This is a genomic window from Pigmentiphaga sp. CHJ604 (assembly GCF_036972535.1).
GTDB classification, from domain to species: Bacteria; Pseudomonadota; Gammaproteobacteria; order Burkholderiales; family Burkholderiaceae_B; genus Pigmentiphaga; species Pigmentiphaga daeguensis.
In genome coordinates this window covers 1,620,110-1,636,893 of the sequence record NZ_CP136998.1, presented here as the reverse complement: position 1 = coordinate 1,636,893, position 16,784 = coordinate 1,620,110, and the positions used below count along the sequence as shown (strand labels likewise).

At 66.0% G+C, this 16,784-nt stretch carries 23 protein-coding genes and 1 tRNA gene; 13 read left to right on the top strand and 11 right to left on the bottom strand.

The features are described from left to right. Positions 1 to 46: 46 nt before the first annotated feature. Genes R4823_RS07870 through R4823_RS07860 form a run of 3 tightly spaced genes read left to right on the top strand, consistent with a single transcriptional unit; the run spans position 47 to position 1,047 of the window. Complete coding sequence (locus R4823_RS07870; RefSeq protein WP_338618172.1) at positions 47 to 229, top strand: type II toxin-antitoxin system HicA family toxin; 183 nt, start codon at positions 47 to 49, stop codon at positions 227 to 229. A 28-nt stretch (positions 230 to 257) separates the two neighbouring features. Continuing rightward, positions 258 to 647, top strand: a complete 390-nt coding sequence (locus tag R4823_RS07865) for a type II toxin-antitoxin system HicB family antitoxin (protein WP_338618171.1) — start codon at positions 258 to 260, stop codon at positions 645 to 647. Positions 648 to 663: 16 nt separating this feature from the next. After that, positions 664 to 1,047 (top strand): hypothetical protein, encoded by a 384-nt coding sequence (locus R4823_RS07860; RefSeq protein ID WP_338618170.1) that lies wholly within the window; start codon positions 664 to 666, stop codon positions 1,045 to 1,047. Between the two features lie 577 nt (positions 1,048 to 1,624). Here R4823_RS07860 and R4823_RS07855 read toward each other — a convergent pair. Then, entirely contained in the window at positions 1,625 to 2,005 is a 381-nt protein-coding gene (locus R4823_RS07855; protein WP_338618169.1) for a hypothetical protein, read from the bottom strand. Positions 2,006 to 2,142: 137 nt separating this feature from the next. Here R4823_RS07855 and R4823_RS07850 point away from each other — a divergent pair, with 137 nt between their 5' ends. Both R4823_RS07850 and R4823_RS07845 read left to right on the top strand, forming a co-directional pair. Further along, the gene (locus R4823_RS07850; RefSeq protein WP_338616399.1) at positions 2,143 to 2,457 is read left to right on the top strand and encodes a DUF1153 domain-containing protein; all 315 of its coding nucleotides are present in this window, start codon (positions 2,143 to 2,145) and stop codon (positions 2,455 to 2,457) included. After that, positions 2,454 to 3,275, top strand: a complete 822-nt coding sequence (locus R4823_RS07845; RefSeq protein ID WP_338616397.1) for an IS3 family transposase — start codon at positions 2,454 to 2,456, stop codon at positions 3,273 to 3,275. Before R4823_RS07850 ends, R4823_RS07845 begins: the two co-directional genes overlap by 4 nt. A 576-nt stretch (positions 3,276 to 3,851) precedes the next feature. Here R4823_RS07845 and R4823_RS07840 read toward each other — a convergent pair. From R4823_RS07840 to R4823_RS07830, 3 genes are read right to left on the bottom strand one after another with little or no spacing between them, the layout of a single operon-like run. Then, the gene (locus R4823_RS07840) at positions 3,852 to 4,124 is read right to left on the bottom strand and encodes a DUF1064 domain-containing protein (protein WP_338618168.1); all 273 of its coding nucleotides are present in this window, start codon (positions 4,122 to 4,124) and stop codon (positions 3,852 to 3,854) included. 8 nt (positions 4,125 to 4,132) lie between these two features. Continuing rightward, positions 4,133 to 4,846 carry a hypothetical protein gene (locus tag R4823_RS07835; RefSeq protein ID WP_338618167.1) on the bottom strand — a complete coding sequence of 238 codons (714 nt, stop codon included), beginning with the start codon at positions 4,844 to 4,846 and terminating at the stop codon, positions 4,133 to 4,135. After that, positions 4,827 to 5,171 (bottom strand): hypothetical protein, encoded by a 345-nt coding sequence (locus tag R4823_RS07830; RefSeq protein WP_338618166.1) that lies wholly within the window; start codon positions 5,169 to 5,171, stop codon positions 4,827 to 4,829. Before R4823_RS07830 ends, R4823_RS07835 begins: the two co-directional genes overlap by 20 nt. A 121-nt stretch (positions 5,172 to 5,292) precedes the next feature. Between R4823_RS07830 and R4823_RS07825 the strand changes: the two genes are divergently transcribed. The 6 genes from R4823_RS07825 to R4823_RS07800 all read left to right on the top strand — a co-directional run bounded on the left by R4823_RS07825 (position 5,293) and on the right by R4823_RS07800 (position 8,177). Continuing rightward, positions 5,293 to 5,817, top strand: coding sequence for a hypothetical protein (locus tag R4823_RS07825; RefSeq protein ID WP_338618165.1), 525 nt, complete (start codon positions 5,293 to 5,295; stop codon positions 5,815 to 5,817). Then, on the top strand, positions 5,814 to 6,311 hold the full coding sequence (locus R4823_RS07820) for a hypothetical protein (protein ID WP_338618164.1): 498 nt from the start codon (positions 5,814 to 5,816) through the stop codon (positions 6,309 to 6,311). The genes R4823_RS07825 and R4823_RS07820 overlap by 4 nt, the downstream gene beginning before the upstream one ends. After that, the gene (locus R4823_RS07815) at positions 6,308 to 6,538 is read left to right on the top strand and encodes a hypothetical protein (RefSeq protein WP_338618163.1); all 231 of its coding nucleotides are present in this window, start codon (positions 6,308 to 6,310) and stop codon (positions 6,536 to 6,538) included. Before R4823_RS07820 ends, R4823_RS07815 begins: the two co-directional genes overlap by 4 nt. Beyond that, the gene (locus R4823_RS07810) at positions 6,535 to 6,723 is read left to right on the top strand and encodes a hypothetical protein (RefSeq protein WP_338618162.1); all 189 of its coding nucleotides are present in this window, start codon (positions 6,535 to 6,537) and stop codon (positions 6,721 to 6,723) included. The genes R4823_RS07815 and R4823_RS07810 overlap by 4 nt, the downstream gene beginning before the upstream one ends. Further along, complete coding sequence (locus tag R4823_RS07805; protein ID WP_338618161.1) at positions 6,723 to 6,887, top strand: hypothetical protein; 165 nt, start codon at positions 6,723 to 6,725, stop codon at positions 6,885 to 6,887. Before R4823_RS07810 ends, R4823_RS07805 begins: the two co-directional genes overlap by 1 nt. Positions 6,888 to 7,106: 219 nt before the next feature. Then, the gene (locus tag R4823_RS07800) at positions 7,107 to 8,177 is read left to right on the top strand and encodes a site-specific integrase (protein ID WP_338618160.1); all 1,071 of its coding nucleotides are present in this window, start codon (positions 7,107 to 7,109) and stop codon (positions 8,175 to 8,177) included. Positions 8,178 to 8,192: 15 nt separating this feature from the next. On the opposite strand, the gene R4823_RS07795 is transcribed toward R4823_RS07800, so the two are convergent. The 5 genes from R4823_RS07795 to R4823_RS07775 form a co-directional block, all read right to left on the bottom strand. Beyond that, a tRNA-Ser gene (locus tag R4823_RS07795) sits at positions 8,193 to 8,283 on the bottom strand. Between the two features lie 93 nt (positions 8,284 to 8,376). After that, on the bottom strand, positions 8,377 to 8,553 hold the full coding sequence (locus tag R4823_RS07790) for a DUF1328 family protein (protein ID WP_087783244.1): 177 nt from the start codon (positions 8,551 to 8,553) through the stop codon (positions 8,377 to 8,379). Positions 8,554 to 8,622: 69 nt separating this feature from the next. Beyond that, a complete protein-coding gene (gene serS / locus R4823_RS07785; RefSeq protein WP_338618159.1) occupies positions 8,623 to 9,945 on the bottom strand; it encodes a serine--tRNA ligase in 1,323 nt (440 codons plus the stop codon). Between the two features lie 102 nt (positions 9,946 to 10,047). Continuing rightward, positions 10,048 to 11,799, bottom strand: a complete 1,752-nt coding sequence (locus R4823_RS07780) for an FAD-dependent oxidoreductase (protein ID WP_087839837.1) — start codon at positions 11,797 to 11,799, stop codon at positions 10,048 to 10,050. Further along, on the bottom strand, positions 11,796 to 12,650 hold the full coding sequence (locus R4823_RS07775) for a rhodanese-like domain-containing protein (RefSeq protein ID WP_176400781.1): 855 nt from the start codon (positions 12,648 to 12,650) through the stop codon (positions 11,796 to 11,798). Before R4823_RS07775 ends, R4823_RS07780 begins: the two co-directional genes overlap by 4 nt. Positions 12,651 to 12,874: 224 nt before the next feature. Between R4823_RS07775 and R4823_RS07770 the strand changes: the two genes are divergently transcribed. Together R4823_RS07770 and R4823_RS07765 are read left to right on the top strand one after the other, a co-directional pair. Continuing rightward, positions 12,875 to 13,858, top strand: a complete 984-nt coding sequence (locus R4823_RS07770) for a tripartite tricarboxylate transporter substrate binding protein (RefSeq protein ID WP_165963065.1) — start codon at positions 12,875 to 12,877, stop codon at positions 13,856 to 13,858. After that, the gene (locus R4823_RS07765; protein ID WP_132979279.1) at positions 13,842 to 14,759 is read left to right on the top strand and encodes a helix-turn-helix transcriptional regulator; all 918 of its coding nucleotides are present in this window, start codon (positions 13,842 to 13,844) and stop codon (positions 14,757 to 14,759) included. The genes R4823_RS07770 and R4823_RS07765 overlap by 17 nt, the downstream gene beginning before the upstream one ends. On the opposite strand, the gene R4823_RS07760 is transcribed toward R4823_RS07765, so the two are convergent. Further along, entirely contained in the window at positions 14,756 to 16,081 is a 1,326-nt protein-coding gene (locus tag R4823_RS07760; protein WP_087839841.1) for a replication-associated recombination protein A, read from the bottom strand. The two genes, R4823_RS07765 and R4823_RS07760, sit on opposite strands and share 4 nt — an antisense overlap. Before the next feature lie 17 nt (positions 16,082 to 16,098). Further along, positions 16,099 to 16,776 (bottom strand): outer membrane lipoprotein chaperone LolA, encoded by a 678-nt coding sequence (lolA, locus tag R4823_RS07755; RefSeq protein WP_087839842.1) that lies wholly within the window; start codon positions 16,774 to 16,776, stop codon positions 16,099 to 16,101. Between the last annotated feature and the right edge of the window lie 8 nt (positions 16,777 to 16,784).

The window sequence follows — 16,784 nt, the reverse complement described above, 5'->3', positions numbered from 1 at the left end:
TCAAAATAGGGTTGTGTATTTGTGTGTATTGTGTAGAATTACACACATGAACAGCGCAGACCTCATCAAACGATTGAAAGCCGACGGCTGGTACTTGGTGCACACGGTTGGATCGCATCACCAGTTCAAGCACCAGACCAAACCCGGCAAGGTCACAGTGCCGCATCCGAAGAAGGATCTGCCGTTACCGACAGTGCGCAGCATTCTCAAGCAGGCCGGCCTGAGGTAAGCCGACCCGCCCAGAAAAGGAGAACCAAATGCTCTATCCCATCTATGTCCACAAGGAAGACGACAGCGCGTACGGCGCGGCCTTCCCTGACTTTCCCGGCTGCTTTGCAGCCGCCGACAAACTGAAGGATCTCCCCGGCGCCGCTCAGGAAGCGGTCGAGGCCCACTTCGGCGCGGATGAAGATCCTGTACCCGCCCCCAGCACCCCTGACGCATGGTCTGATGATCCCGACTATCAGGGGGGATTCTGGATGTTGGTGGATATCGACCTTGCGCAGGTCCGGTCCCGAGCGGTGCGGCTTAACATCAGCCTCCCCGAGGGCTTAGTGCAGCGTATCGATGCAGCAGCCAAACAACGGCGGCTGTCACGTTCCGCGTTCCTGGCCCTGGCTGCTGAACATGAAATGTCGGAAGCCTGAAGAGCGCTAAACCAGCATGGACGACACTCCGGACAAACTTCGCCGAAACCTCATCTTCGTTTCCGCGCTAACGCTCGCAGCATGGTGGTTGCGGGCCGAGCCGTCCGGAACTCTGTCTATCCTAGGAACCACACTCGCCTCACACGATCGAGATAGGCTCTGGACAGCCGCTGGCGTCGCGATTCTCTATTGCGGCATGAGGTATCACTTTAGCGAGGGAAGACGTAAGCAATATCAGGATAGCAAGGCCGAATATTTGCGCCAGATTCAGAAGGACGTGAAAAACTGGATTGCCGATCAAGAACTCGCAAAACGCAATCGCATCGCGAGAAAAAGCGGCAGCGAAGTTACGTTCGAACGAAGCGAGATTTGGATCAAACTTTCCGAAAACGCCACCTAGTCAGGCTATTACGAATCAGTCTGGTACGATGAGCCCCACTACGCCAATCGCGAAACAGATGGGTTCGACCCGAGCGAGTATTCTGGACCACACTACTCGTTGCCTTGGTGGCCTCGATTCTGGATCGGAACAAGAGCATGGCTTCTTAGAATTCTGTTCAGCGAGGGCGCCTTTGAGGTACTGGCGCCATATGCGGCAGGCGCTGCCGCACTACTAGTGGTTGCGTCACGAGCTTTCCCAGGATAAAAAAGCCCGCCGTCTGTATGACTGGCGGGCTTCGTTCGCTATGGGCGCAAGTTCCCGCACGTATTGTCGCAATTCACGTCGCACTTTTCCAGAACTCCGTGTCGCACTTTGCGACACCACGCATAGCTGCACGAGTTGGCCGCGCTCTCTTCTTTCTCGACCTGGCCCGACGCAACCAGGTGCGACAGCACGCGCAACAGCGCCTGCCGCACTGCGTTGCGCTCGATGGGGGATAGGCCGCGTCCGCGAGAGACGTGCCGAACGATGTCAGCCATGCGGAACCCCCGCCCCGGGTATGCCGCCAGCAGCTCAATCACTTGAGGTGCGTACTTCACAGATAAAACCTCCGCTTTACTGCATCGATGAAGAGGCCCAGATAGAGCCTGTACTGGTGGTCGGTCAGCGACACCCCCGTAACGCTGGAGATCCAGCGTCGGGCGGCACTGCGGCGGGCATCGTGCTCCAGGTCCCAGAAGCGCACATTGCGCTGGGGATACTCGGCGATGATGACCATGCGCTCGTGATGGGGAAGCGCACGGTGCAAGGCGTCCACGCCGTGTGCGTGCTCCATGACGATGGGCCGCGCATCGATCTCGTCGGCGTAGTACCGCAGCAGATTCCCAGGGGTCTCGCCGGACCAGCACCAGCGGGCCCAGCTCCACATGACGTCATCGACAGACAGGGATCGGTTCTCCCGCTCTTCAACGGCCAAGCGCGCCTCCCTTGCCCATGATTCCCGGCACGCTCGGCTGAACCGCCGATGCGCGCGATTGGTTGATCGCGAGCGCCCTACGTTGCCATGTATTGACCCAGTGAAATCCTGCTCACGTCATAATCGAGGAAACGACGTTGAGCACGAAGATGGAAGAAGACATCAAACGCTGGACAGCCAAGCGCAAAAGCGCGCTGGTGCTGGACATTATTCAGGGCAAGACCACCGTGGCTGGGGCAAGCCGTCAGTACGACCTGTCGCCGTCGGAGGTGGAACAGTGGGTGGATGACGGCAAGCGGGGCATGGAGAACGCCCTGCGCGCCAATCCGCAGGACGTGCGCGAACAGTACGAACGCCAGCTCAAGGACCTGCAAGAGGCCTATGGCGAGGCGATGCTGGAGTTACGCGCCAGAAAAAAATTGCAGTCCCTGCTGGGCGAGGACGAGAAGTGATCGAGACGATCCGCCAGGGACTGCAAGCCGACGGCATCACCGTCTCGATCGCCAAGTTGTGCCGCTGGTTCGGTGTGCCGCGCCGCACGGTGTATTACAAGCCGGTGAAGTCCGCGCCCAAGGTCGATCCCAAGTTCGCCGTGCCGATCAAGGCAATGATCGAGGAATCGCCGTCGTTCGGGTACCGAACGGTGGCGCACCTGCTGGGGTTCAACAAGAACACCGTGCAGCGCGTGTTCCAGTTGATGGGCTGGCAGGTTCGCAAGCGGCCGATCGGGTTCAGGCCTCGGATCCAGGCTCTGCCTTCGGTAGCGACGATGCCCAATGAACGTTGGTCTACGGACCTGTGTCGCGTGTGGGCCGGACGGGACGGCTGGGCAACGCTGGCGCTGGTGATCGACTGCCACACACGTGAGTTGCTTGGCTGGCATCTGTCGCGAAGCGGTAGGGCCTGCACGGCGGGTGCTGCACTCGAACACGCTCTGATCGCTCGCTTCGGAACGCTGGGGCGCGTGCCGATGCCGTTTCTCCTGCGCTCGGACAACGGCTTGGTTTTCACCTCGCGCAGCTACACTGCCCTCGTGCGCAGCTACGGCTTGCGCCAGGAGTTCATTACGCCGCACTGCCCGCAGCAGAACGGCATGATCGAACGGGTGATCCGCACGCTCAAGGAACAATGCGTGCATCGGCACCGCTTCGAGACGATCCAACATGCCAGCCGCGTCATCGGCGACTGGATACGCTTTTACAACGACCGACGACCGCACCAAGCGCTCGGCATGAAGACTCCGGCTGAGACATTTGCTTTAGCCGCTTAACCTGAGCAGGTTCTGCTGGGTCATTACAGCCAGTCCATTTCCGGGGATGCCGTTCCGCGCTTCCCCGCCTCCGTTCCCACCACGCGCTGAACCATGGATTCTGGATATGCGGGACACGGCGGGGCTGGCGGCTTGGCTCTCGCGGCATTGGCCGCAATGGCATTCAGGACGCGCGCGGGAACACGGTCCAGCGGCTCGCTGACTGCCCGGCGCGCGCACGGCTCCGCCCGCGGCGCGGTCGCCATGAGCCACCGGGAGTGCGCCTGCATGAACGTGATGCCGTAACGCGTGCAGCCGCCACCGGCGCAGCTCCAGACGCCACGCTCCATCCGTAGCCGAGGTTTCACGCGCTTCATGCGTTTTCCCTAGCAAACCGCGCGATGCTGCCATCGTCGCGAAACCATTCACCTCGCACACGGAGACATTCAAACTGTTCGTGAAGCTGACGTTCAATGTCCCTATCAATGATTGCGAGAACGAGCAATTGACACCCTGCCGCCGTTTCCAGCGCCCGAATCCTGAGCGCAGGTGAGATGGATTTTCCGATCTTTATTAGACCGCTCTCGGGGCTCTTGACTACATGTCGGCCGCGATCTTGATCTTTGCCCTGGCGTCGTCAAGCCAGTAGCCCTTTACCTCGTGCAGTTCGATCTGGCCGTCGGCCAGCATTACGGCGAAATCGGCCGTGTAGAAGGTGTTGTCGGCCAGCCGCAACTTGACCCCTTCAAACTTGCACCAAGCGACCTCCCCTGCTTGGCGACGCCCCTCGAGGTGGGCGGCGTAGGCAGCCTCGGTCTTGTTCATCGCGCCAGCCTTGAGGCGACCCAACGCCTGGATTCTCTTGTGCATGCCCGCGCTCATGCCTGCACTTCCTCGGCGATTCCCATCGCCCGGCGCGCCATCCGCAGCGCTGCCAGCGAGGGCTTATCCTTGCCTGCCGCCTCGCGGTCGAGGATTCGCTGCGCCCAGCTGATGTCACGCTCATTTGGCAGGCTGCGCAGCACGCCGCTGGCGCCGAGCTGCGCGATTCGGCGGCGAGCCTCCTCATCCGAGGTCACCGCTGCGCCAGGTGCCGGCAGCGCCACCGCGGGCATGGGGATCTCCGGCCACCGGCCCTTTCCCAGGATGTCCCGCAGCGCGTTCTCCCAGCGCCCCTTGAGTGCCGGGTAACCGTTCGCGAGCAGGTCGTGCATGCCAATACGGACGGCAGCCCAATAGATGGCCGGGTGCGACCAGTAGCCCAGTTCGCCGTGTTTGCGGGCCTGCATGCCCGTCACCGCTTCGTGGAACGCGGCCTCGGGCTCGACTGGCGGACGGCAGAGCACCAGGAACTCGGGAATGGTCGGCGGAAACGGCCTGGTAGCGCAGGCTTGGATGCCACGGCGGACCTCGCCGGCGGTGTATCCGGCCAAACGAAGCGCCAAGTGCTCCAGCAGCTTGGCATTGCTGATGTCGCCCCAAAGCTGGACGAACTTGCCGCCGTACTCGCAGCGCATGTAGTCCACGATTTCCGCGGCAGCGGCCAAGGCTTGAGGCGACGCGACCGCCCGGTCAGTGATTTCGAGTGACATCCGCTACTCCCATGTCCTTCATCGGTCGACCACCGGCGCGCGCCGAGGCGATTGCTTCGTCCATGCCTCGGCTCCACTCGGCGTTACGGTCGGCACGGCTCTGCGGCACCACGGCCCCCTTTGGAGCGAACAGCCCCGTCCAGCCGTTGCCGATGCTGTGGTCGATCACGGAGGCAGGTGACACCCCGCGTTGACGCAGCTTGTCCAGCTCCAGAAGTTGCAAGCGGACCGCATCCTCGGTGAGCGGCCGGCGGAGGGCTTTCCGGTGCCTGCACCAGCGTGCCCAGTCGTCGGCGCCAAGCCAGTCCGGCAGCACCACGTCCAACGGGTCGAACCCCGGATCCGGTGCGCGCTTGCGCGCCTTGGTCTTTTCAGTACTTGTTCTATTCAGTTCTTGTTTAACTTCAGTACTTGTTAGTGTCGGATTTGCCGGAAGGGGGAGAGTGATGAGCCGAAGCGGATACAACGACGATTGCGATGATTATTTGGCGCTCGGCCGTTGGCGCGGCATGGTAGCGAGTGCCCTGCGCGGTAAGCGCGGCCAAGCTTTCCTGAGAGAGCTTGCGGCCGCGATGGACGCCATGCCGGAGAAGCGACTGATCGCCGATGAACTGCAATTCGACGGCGAGTTTTGCGCACTGGGCGTTGTCGGCTCCGCGCGTGGCATCGACATGGCGAATATCGACCCCGAGGACTATGACCAAGTGGCGAACGCCTTCGGCCTCGCCGCGTGCATGGTCCAGGAAATCGTCTTCGAGAACGACGAAGCCTTCAGCGCCGACGAATATGTCGACGTGCCGGTTTTCGGCCCCGTGAGGCCTTGGTACCCAGAGTACGGCAGGCATTACGTGACGGTGCGCCAACCCCGCAAGGATGCGGAAGAAGCCCGCTGGGCGCACATGCGGGCATGGGTTCAGAGACACATCGACGCCTCCGGTCCCATCCCTGCAAGCAAGACGGAGGGCGCATGAAGCTCGAAGACATTCAACAAGCAAAGTTGCTCGACGACCGTCGGCGCGAACTGGCGTTCAAAATTACCCTAGTGCGTGGGAATGGCCTCGGCGTCACAATTCAGGGCAACTACCAGGATGACGAAATTCTGGACGCCGTCCGCGAGCACGTCGTCGCGGTGCTGGAGTCCCGCATCGATGCCATTGACGACGACCTGCGCGCCATTGGCGTCGATGTTGAGAAAGAACCGCGGGGCGATGGGCCGGCTGCCAGGCTGCCAATCCTCCCCCGAGCCAGGAAGGCCATCGGGTCAGCAGAAACGCAGGTTGGCCGCGAGCCGTTGATCTACACCGCCGCCGACATGGAGGCATACGGCCGGAAATGTCACACCGCAGGCCGGCTCAGCACCCTGCCGCCGCCAGGCCCCTACTCGAAAGCCCAGAAAGCCGAAGACGAGGCTTGGGCAGAGTACAACGCCGGCCGCGGCGGGCGCCCAGCGAGGGCGCAGCCATGACCCACACGCTCGCAATCCTGGAGCTGTCCCCGATCGCATACGGCGAGATTGCCGCCGAGCTGCGGGCCGCCGGCTACGACCACGCGTTCAGCGAGGACGGCATGCTGGATATGTCGGGCCTCGGCGTCACGTGCGGCGTGCCCCTCGGCGACCCTTCGCCAGAGTGCGATCCCACCGACATCTGCGCCGGGTGTCGGTGCAAATTCGCTGCTGGAGGGCACCGATGACCGTCGCCGAGTTGATCAACGAACTACAGAGGTTCCCCGCTCACTGGAGTGTGCTGGTCGAACACCCTGACGGCGGCGGATGGAGCGGACTGGGAACCGATATCGCATCTGTTGCCGATGTCCGGGATGGAACCGAGTCCACCCACGGCGCTGCGGTTCTGGATGCAACGAAAGGACTCCTGTGATGACGACAGACATCGACGCGATCGCGCTCGACGTGGCCCGCGAAATCAAGAGCCTGGACCCCATTGCAATGCCCGGCGGCCATGACCAGCACCTGGCCGCCATCAAGGAGCTGGTCCGGGACGCGATCTTGGCCGCCTCCGGAGACCCTGGGCATGGAAGCTGACGCCGCTCCCCAGGAAACCGCCGAGACCGCCATTTCCCTGCAAGACGCCGCCCGCCGGCTGGGTGTGTCCTATCAAACGGTCTGGCAAAGGCGCGGGGACATTGCATTCCGGCTGCCGGGCTCCCGAATCTGGCGGGTCTGGCCGTCCCGCCTTGCCAGCCTCTCCGAGAGGCAGTACAAAGTGACCCGGCTGACGCTGCGGTCTGACATGGAGAAATCATGCCGATCAGACAACGCGGCAATACTTGGTGGATCGATATCCGCACGCCAGGCGGCGAGCGAATTAGACGATCTACTGAAACCTCGGACCGGCGCAAAGCGCAGGAATACCACGACCGGTTGAAGGCCCAGATGTGGGCCCAGGCCAAGCTGGGCGAAGCGCCAGAACGGGTTTATGAGGAAGCCGCGGTGCGCTTCCTCAAGCATTACGCCGGCCAAGCCGACTTCGATTCCAAGGCCCGATACATCGCCTACTGGCGTACGAAGTTCGGCGGCTGGCCGCTGGTGAACATCACAGCGGATGCTGTCGCAGACAACCTGCCCACCCACAAGGTAGGCAAGGGAGGCGCGCCCGCCCCGCTGACACCGGCGACGGTCAATCGGTACGTGGCTACGCTGCGCACCATGTTGAATATGTGCGAGGGATGGAAGTGGCTCGCCAGGGCGCCGAAATTGGCCGACCTGCACGAGCCGAAAAAGCGGATCAGGTGGATAACGCAGGACCAGGCCACGGACCTGATTGCGGCCGTGACGCAGGACTGGCTGCGGGATGTGGTGGCGTTCGCGCTGGCCACGGGTGCGCGCATGAGCGAGATCCTGGGTTTGCAGTGGTCCCAGGTGAATGCACCAGAGCGTACCGCCTGGCTCGAAGCTGACGAAACAAAGTCGGCGCGGGCACGGTCGATTCCGCTTTCTGGCGATGCAATGGCCGTGATCCGGCGGCGCCTCGGCCAGCACCAGACCCACGTATTCACGCGCGGCGGAAACGTCATCAACGAGGTGGACCGAAGGATGTTTCAGCGGGCATGCGAAGTGGCAGGCATCACGAACTTCAAGTTCCATGACCTGCGCCACACGTGGGCAAGCTGGCACGTCCAGCGCGGCACTCCGCTGATGGTGTTGAAGGAGTTGGGTGGATGGGAAACCATCGAGATGGTGCAGAAGTATGCCCACCTCGGCAAAAGCCACCTGGCCGCGCACGCCGATGCGGTCACGTTTTGGTCACAGCAGGCCGAAGAAGGCACGCTGGAAATAAAAACGCCGCCTGGCAGGGCGGCGCTAAGTGCTTGATCTAGCAGTACAAACTGGCGGAGAGGGTGGGATTCGAACCCACGGTACGGGGTTACCGTACGCCTGATTTCGAGTCAGGTACATTCGACCACTCTGCCACCTCTCCGTGCACCTTTCAGTGCTTGCCTGGCCCGTGGCCGGAACCAGACAACAGCCCATTACTATAGCATGAAATTCGGCCGTCTGTCTTGGCCATCCGCTAATCGGTGATCTTCTTGTATACGGTCAAGCCCAGCACCAGGAAGATCACGAACAGGATCAGGAACAGGAAGAACAGGAACTTGGCGATGGCGGCCGCGCCGGCGGCGATGCCGGTGAATCCGAACAGCGCCGCGATGATGGAAATCACGAAAAAGATCAGTGCCCACTTCAGCATGGCTGGCTCCTCCGGGATGCACGTCCTTCCACCCTAGCGCACCCCGGAGGCCGCGGCATGCCGCGAGTGTTACGGAGTGAGTCGCTCCACGCCGCCCATGTAGGGCCGCAGCGCCCGAGGCACGACGATGCTGCCATCGGCCTGCTGGTAGTTCTCCAGTACCGCAACCAGCGCCCGCCCCACGGCCAGGCCGGAACCGTTGAGGGTATGCAGCAATTCCGGCTTCCCCTGGGCATTGCGGAAACGCGCCTGCAGGCGCCGGGCCTGGAAGGCCTCACAATTGGACACCGAAGAAATCTCGCGATACGCGCCCTGGGCCGGCAGCCAGACTTCCAGGTCGTAGGTCTTGGCGGCGCCGAAGCCCATGTCGCCGGTGCAGAGCAGGACGACGCGGTACGGCAGTTCCAGCTTGCGCAGCACGGCTTCGGCATGGCCGACCATTTCTTCCAGGGCGTCGTACGAGCGCTCGGGATGGACGATCTGCACCATCTCGACCTTGTCGAACTGGTGCTGGCGGATCATGCCGCGGGTGTCGCGGCCGGCGCTGCCCGCCTCGGAGCGGAAGCACGGGGTGTGGGCGGTCAGCTTGATGGGCAGCGATTCGGCGTTGACGATCTCGCCGCGCACGGTGTTGGTCAGGGTGATCTCGGAGGTGGAGATCAGGTAGAGGTCTTCGCGCGGCACGGCGTTGCCGTTCTCGTCGACCGATTCGCCGCCCTTGGTGACCCAGAACATGTCGTCCTTGAACTTGGGCAGCTGGCCGGTGCCGATCAGGGTGGCGGTGTTGACGATGTAGGGCGTGTAGCACTCGGTGTAGCCGTGCTCGCCGGTCTGGACGTCCAGCATGAACTGCGCCAGGGCGCGGTGCAGGCGGGCGATGGGGCCGCGCATCAGGGTGAAGCGCGAGCCGGACAGTTTGACGGCGGTCTCGAAGTCCAGGCCCAGCGGTTCGCCCAGGGCGACGTGGTCCCTGGCCTCGAAGGGCAGCGGCGCGGGGTCGTTGCCGTCGCGGCTCCAGCGGCGCACCTCGACGTTGTCGTCGCTGGAGGCGCCGTTGGGGACGCTGGCGTGCGGCAGGTTGGGCACGGCCAGCAGCAGGTCCTGCAGGTCGCGCTGGATGCCGGCCAGGTCTTCCTCGAGCGCCTTCAGGCGGGCCGGGATGGCCTGGGATTCGGCCAGCACGGCGGAGGCATCCTCGCCCTTGGCCTTGAGCATGCCGATCTGCTTGGCCAGCGCGTTGCGGCGGGCCTGCAGGGTTTCGGTCTCCGTCTGCACCGACTTGCGCCGCGACTCGAGCGAGTTGAAGCCGTCGAGGTCTAGCGTGTAGCCCCGGTCCTTGAGCCGGGCGGCCACCGCCTGGGTGTCTTTGCGCAGCAGAGCGATATCGAGCATGGGAAAAAGCCGTGTTGGGAGGAGGAAAAAAGGTCGCCCCGGCGGGCGGCGCGCGAGGCGGCCCGGCCGGGGTATTCCGATTTTAGCCTCCCCGGCCGGCCTTCACCCCAAGGGGGCCTCTTGTCCGGGCAGGCTTGCTGCCGCCCGGGTGTCCGGTTCCAGGGTCAGCAGGCGCCGGAGGGTGTCGCGCAGCGCCGGCCCGGCGGCGCCCTCGGCCTGCGCCGGCAGGCGGCGCGCGACGAATCCGTCGGGCCGCACCAGCACGGCGCCGCCGTCCGCCACCGGATACAGCCGGCCGAACTTGGGTTCGTCGGCCCGGTAGTGGCCCTCGGGGCCGATATGCACGACGCGCAGGGCCACGCCCAATTCCCGGCCCACGGCGCGGGCGGCCTGGGTCCAGGCCTGGACATCGCGCTGCACGACCAGCGAGAAGGCGGTGCCCCACAGGTCGACGGTGGACAGCCGCCGGCCGGCGGAGTCGTACAGCCAGACGTGGGGGGCGCGCACGCCGGGCACGGTGCTTTCCTCGTAGTGCTCCAGGGTGGCGCGCGGCGGCTGGTCGCCGTCGCGGATCACGGCGGCGGAATCGTAGACCGTGCCGAGCTGGAAGCCGGTATGCAGCACGCTGTTGTCGCCGTGCGGCGCGACGCATTCGCGCAGGAAGGCGACGGCTTGCGGGCTGAAGGTCCCGTGCAGGCTGACGCCGGGCTCGCCCACGGCGATGGCCGCCGCGATGGCCTGGAAGTTGAGCGAGTTGTAGGTGGCCGCCTTGACGGTAAGCAGGGCCTTGCCCTTGCGCTCGACCTCGTAGGTGTCGAGCAGCGTGTCGGGCGCGGCGCCGCGCAGCACCAGGCCCAGCTTCCAGGCAAGGTTGTTGGCGTCCTGCACGCCGGTGTTGGCGCCGAAGCCGCCCCAGGGTGAATGCCAATGGGCCGCGTCGCCCGCGAACAGGACATTGCCTTCGCGCCACTTGCGCAGCAGGCCCGTGGTGTAGTCGAAGCGGTAGACGCGGACGATCTCGACGGGCAGCTCGGGCATGCCCAGCGCGCCGCGTATCCGTTCGAGCAGGGCTTCTGTATCGGGCAGCGGATCCTCGTCGTGGCGAAAGCTGTAGCGCCACAGCCCGGTATCCGGGTGCTTGCTGCCGAACCAGCCGGCATAGCGCGGATCCAGCACGAAGGAATGGAAGTAGCCGTCGCGCCCCAGGGTATCGTCCAGGTCGGCGCGAAACTCGGCCAGCACCTGGTTGCCGAAGGTGGGCCCATGGTCCTCGCCCCGGCCGATGCGGTTGCGCACGAAGCTGCGGGCGCCGTCGCAGGCCACGAGATAGCGCGCGCCGACCTCGCGCAGCAGGCCCGATTCGAGTTCCTTCACCGACAGCCGCACGCCGCGGCCCAGGTCCTCGACGTCCACCACCTGGGTGCCGAAGTGCAGCGCGACGCTTTGCCAGGCGGCCGCCTGGTGGCGCAGCGCGGCCTCGTAGTCGGAGGCCGGGACCTTGCGCGGATAGACGGGCGCGAGCTGCGCCCACTTGTGTTCGTATTCCGCGTCGGTGCCCAGCGAGGAGCGGACGTCGGCCACCGGGCCCTGGGCGATGCGCACGTAGAAGCCCTGGCCGTTGGAGCGGGGAATGGACCACCCCTTGCCTTCCAGCAGTTCCCAGACGCCCCATTGCCGGTAGAGCTCGGCGGTGGAGGCATGGACGTACTGGCCCTTGGGCAGCACGGTGGTGCTGGGGCGTTTCTCGAACAGCGCGACGCGCAGCCCTTCCCGGCCCAGCAGATAGGCCAACGCAAGGCCGACGGGGCCGCCGCCGCAGATGGCGACGTCGACCTGGACCGTTGCCCCGTTCATGCCCGCTCTCCCACCGCGCTGCGGCGCATGCGTTCCGGGTCCTTGTTCCACTCGGACCACGATCCGACGTACAGCCGGGGCCGGATGCCGGCGTCGGCCATGGCCATGGCGACCAGGGCGGACAGGACGCCGCCGCCGCAATACACCACGGCCTCGTCGCCGGGCTCGAGGCCGGCCTGCGCCAGCAGGCGGGCCCGTTCGCCGGCGGGCCGCAGCCGGCCCGATGGGGTCCAGAACTCGGAGGCGGCCAGATGCCGGGCGCCGGGAATATGCCCGGCCAGGTAGGATGCCTCGTCCCGCGCATCGACCAGCACGGCGCCGTCCGGCAGCCGCTCGACCTCGTCCACCTCGATCTGCGGCAGATGTCCTCCGGCCAGGGACAGGACTTCGGGCAACCGGCGCCGATGGGGTTCGTCGCCGCGCGCCAGCGCGCCGCCGGCGGCGATCCAGGCCTTCAGTCCGCCATCGAGCAGGAACACCCTGGCGAGTCCAGCCCAGCGCAGTACCCACCAGCCGCGGGCGGCCAGCGCCGGGGTCGGGCCGTAGACGACGATCTCGGTGTCCCGGCCGACGCCCCAGTTCCTCAGGGTGTCGGCCAGTTGCCCAAGGCCGGGCAGCGGCAGGTTGCCGCTTGCCGGGGTGGGTTCCGCCGCGAATGCATCGCGGATCTGGCCATGGACGGCACCGAAGATGTGGCCGTCGCGGTACGCGCGGTATTCGATCTCCGGGTCGCCCAGGCGGACATCGACGAACAGCCTGTCGTCGTTCGGGCGGGCCAGCAGGTCCTCGGCCTGCACGAAGGCCGGCTCGAATGCGTGTCCGCCGCGAACCGATACGTGAGTCATATCCATAGTTGGAAAAGTCATTGGCATGTTGTTGGAAACGGCCCGAGCATTGTTGGCGAGCGCCCGGCCCGGGGCGTTACCGCCCGCTGAACAGCGGGACCGGACACGAATGGGGGTAAATGCTGCCCACCTGTTCAGTCCAGGGTAAGCCCGCCGCGGCGGCCGCTCCTAGAATGAAACCGCCCCATACGGCCCCCGCCCGACCAATCTCCAGGAGACAACGACAAGTGGTGCCGCTCCGCCTTCTCCAGACCCGCCCTCACGCCTGGGTGGCCGCCGCCCTGCTTGCGCTATGGCTGCCCCAGCCGGCCACCGCCCAGCCCTACCCCAACCGCCCCATCAAGGTGGTGATGGCCTGGAGCGACGGCTTTCCCGCCAACTCCACGCGCCTGTTCGCCAAGGAGTTGTCGGAACGCCTGAAACAGCCCGTCGTGGTCGAGATCCAGCAGGGCGCGGGCGGCGAAGTGGCGGCCCGGCACGTGAAGAACGCCGCCCACGACGGCTACACGCTGCTGGCCACGGGCACCTCGGTCACGACCTCGTGGGCGCTGCGCCCGGGCAACGTCGATCCGGGAGTCGACCTGCAGCCCATCGCGCAACTGGTCGCCACGCCGTACGTCATCGTCTCGCGCGCGGGCGCCTACGCCGATTTCGACAAGTTCCTGGAAAGCGCCCGCAACAGCCGGAAGAAACTCAACTACGCGTCGCCCGGCGTGGGCTCGGGCATGCACTTCCTGGGCGAGATGATCAAGACCTCGGCCGGCATCGACATGGTCCACATTCCCTACGCCTCGGGCGCGCGCCAGTTGCAGGCCCTGCTGGCGGGCGACGTGGACATCGCCATCATTTCGCTGGTGACGGCGCTGCCGCAGATCAAGATCGGCAAGCTGGACGCGCTGGCGGTCAGCACCGCGGCGCGCAGCCCGGAGCTGCCGGCGGTACCGACGCTGACCGAGAAGAAGCTGCGCGGCGTGCCCGCCATCTCTTCCTGGATCGCGCTGTTCGGCCCGGCCGGCCTGCCCGCCGATATACTGGATGCGCTGTCCTCGCAGATCACCGCCGCGGCGGGCAACGACGACGTGCGCAAGCTCGTCGCCTCGTGGGGCGCCGAAGTCCCGGACACGCGGCGGACCAGCCTCGAACACGTCGTGCAGACCGAGAAGGCCCTGTGGTCGAAGGTGGCGAAGGAGAAGAATATTGTCGATCCCAACTGACGCCCACGAGTCGCCCCACCTTTGCTATTGCGGCGGGGACTACGGCCGGGTCTCGGTCATGGCGTCGGGCGTCGATCTGGCGGACCACGCCCGCGACTGCGTGCAGGTATTGGTGAACATGCACCAGGAACCGCTGCCGGTCCGCCTGAACGGCGGCCTGCACCGCCTGGACCAGTTCCGCGCGCTGGTCATCCATCCCCGGCAGACCTATGCCATCCCGCCCGCGCCGGGACGCGCGCGGCATCCGGGACAGGTCGGATCCATCCTGATCAAGGCCTCGCCGCTGTTGAACGACAGCGCCGGGCCCGTCGGCCATGCCGGGGACGACGATCCGGTCGACATGATCACCCTGCCCGGCCCGCTGCGCGCCGACGCCATGCAACTGGTGGCGGAACTGTTCCGCGCCGGCCCGGACCCCCGGGCGGTGTCGCAGGGCGTCCGAACCCTGTACCAGGCGGCCGTGGTCCGTTCGCTGGAAAACCGGACGCCCCACCCCGCCCCCGACACGTCAGCCCAGGCCAACAGCCTGGAGGAACGCGTGGGCCGCGATGCCCGCGCCGGCCAGTTGCGCGACCTGGAAGATTTCGCCGCGTTCCGGCGCGGCGCGGGCGCCTATGGCGTGTCCGAGCGCTACTTCTACACCCTGTTCCGGCGGGCGACGCGGATGACGCCCCGGGCCTACTACAACATGCGGCGCCTGGACGCCGCCTTCGCGCTGCTGGCCGGCGAAGCGAAGAGCATCTTCGAGATCACCTACGATCTGGGCTTCAGCGCCCCGCCCCACTTCACGCGCTTCATGAAAAGCAACACGGGCTGGACGCCGTCGGAGTACCGGCGCCGGGTGCGGGGGATGCCGCCATCGCTACGGCCGCATTTCGCCTGCGGCGGCGCGGCCGCCTAACCCTTCTTCGCTTCCTTGTCGAGCTCGCGCAGGAAGGCGAGCTTCTGGCCGATCTTGGCTTCCAGCCCGCGGTCGGTGGGCTGGTAGAACTTCGCGCGCAGGCCGTCCGGGAAGTAATCGACGCCGGCCGCGTAGGCGTGCGGTTCGTCGTGCGCGTAGCGGTACTGCTTGCCGTGCCCCAGTTGCTTGAGCAGCTTGGTGGGCGCGTTGCGCAGGTGCATGGGCACGGGCGCGCTGCCGTTGTCGGCGGCGAAGCGCCTGGCCATGTTGTAGGCGTTGTAGACGGCGTTGGACTTGGCGGCGCAGGCCAGGTAGACCACGGCCTGGGCCAGCGCCAGTTCGCCCTCGGGCGACCCCAGGCGTTCGTACACGTCGGCGCCCGCCGTGGCGATGTCCAGCGCGCGCGGGTCGGCCAGGCCGATGTCCTCGACCGCCATGCGGATGATGCGGCGCGAGAGATAGCGCGGATCCGCGCCCCCATCCAGCATGCGGCAGAACCAGTACAAGGACGCATCCGGATCCGAGCCGCGCACGGCCTTGTGCAGGGCGCTGATCTGGTCGTAGAAGGCGTCGCCGCCCTTGTCGAAGCGGCGCAGGTTCTGCGACAGCGCGGTCTCCAGCCATTCGGCGTCGACCTGCGTGCGCCCCGCCCCGCGCGCCGAATCGGCCACCACCTCGACCGCGTTGATGACGCGGCGGGCATCGCCGTCGGCCCAGGCCGCCAGTTGCTCCTGCGAGGCCTCGTCGAACTCGATGTCGCCCAGCATGGCGATGGCCTTGGCGATCAGTTGCCGCAGTTCGTCGGCGCTGAGCGATTGCAGCACGTAGACCCGCGCCCGCGACAACAGGGCCGAGTTGACCTCGAAGGACGGGTTCTCGGTGGTGGCGCCGATGAAGGTGAACAGGCCGCTTTCCACATAGGGCAGGAAGGCGTCCTGCTGGGCCTTGTTGAAGCGGTGCACTTCATCGACGAAGAGGATGGTGCGGCGCCCCTTCAATTGCGCCGCCTGGGCGGCCACCACCGCGTCGCGGATGTCCTTGACCCCGCCCAGCACGGCCGAGATGGCGATGAACTGGGCATCGAAGGAGTTGGCCATCAGGCGCGCCAGCGTGGTCTTGCCCACGCCCGGCGGCCCCCAGAAGATCATCGAATGCGGCCGCCCCGACTGGAAGGCTACGCGCAGCGGCTTGCCCGGGCCCAGCAGATGGCTCTGCCCGACGACCTCGTCCAGCGTGCGCGGCCGCAGCCGCTCGGCCAGCGGCGCGGCGGCGTCGGGCACCTTGGCGGCCGCGGGCGTGTCGTCGGGAAACAGATCGGACATGGGTGGAAAGACGTGGATCAGCGGCCGCCGGCCGGCGCCTGTCCGCCCATGCGCACGACGTCCACGCCGGCGGGCGCCGTGAAGCGGAAGCTGTCCTGCGGCAGCTGCGGATTGCGGGCGATGCCGCTGAAGGTGATGGCCGTGGTCTGGCCGAAGGCGTCCAGCAGTTCCAGGCGGGCCGGCAGGCCGTCCTTGAAGGCGATGTCCACGCGCGAGAAACCGGCGTCCGGCGTCTTGGGCGTGGCCCGCAGCCACTGCAGGCCGTCGCGCTCGGGCTGCTCGGCCACGTTGAAGGATTGCTCCAGCGATCCCGATCCGAACAGGATCTGCGCCGGCGAGGACCCGATGGCCTGCCCCACGTCCCGCACGGTGACCTGGCTCAGGTCGGGGTCGTACTGATACAACTGCTTGCCATCCGAGACAATCAGTTGTTCGTAGGGCTTGGCCACTTCCCAGCGAAAGCGCCCGGGGCGCTGGAACGAGAAGCTGCCGGACTGAGCCGGCGCCGCCTGCCCCGACGCCCCGCGCGTGACTTGCGAGAAACTGCCGCGCGCGGACTGGGTGTTGCTGGCGAAGGCGTGCAACTGGTCGATGGCGCCCGCCAGCGCGGCGCCCGGCAGGGCCAGGGCCGCGGCCAGCCCGGCGCCGGCGGCGGCGCGGGCCAGGAAGGCGGTGGTCTTGGAAACGAACGTCATAGGGGACT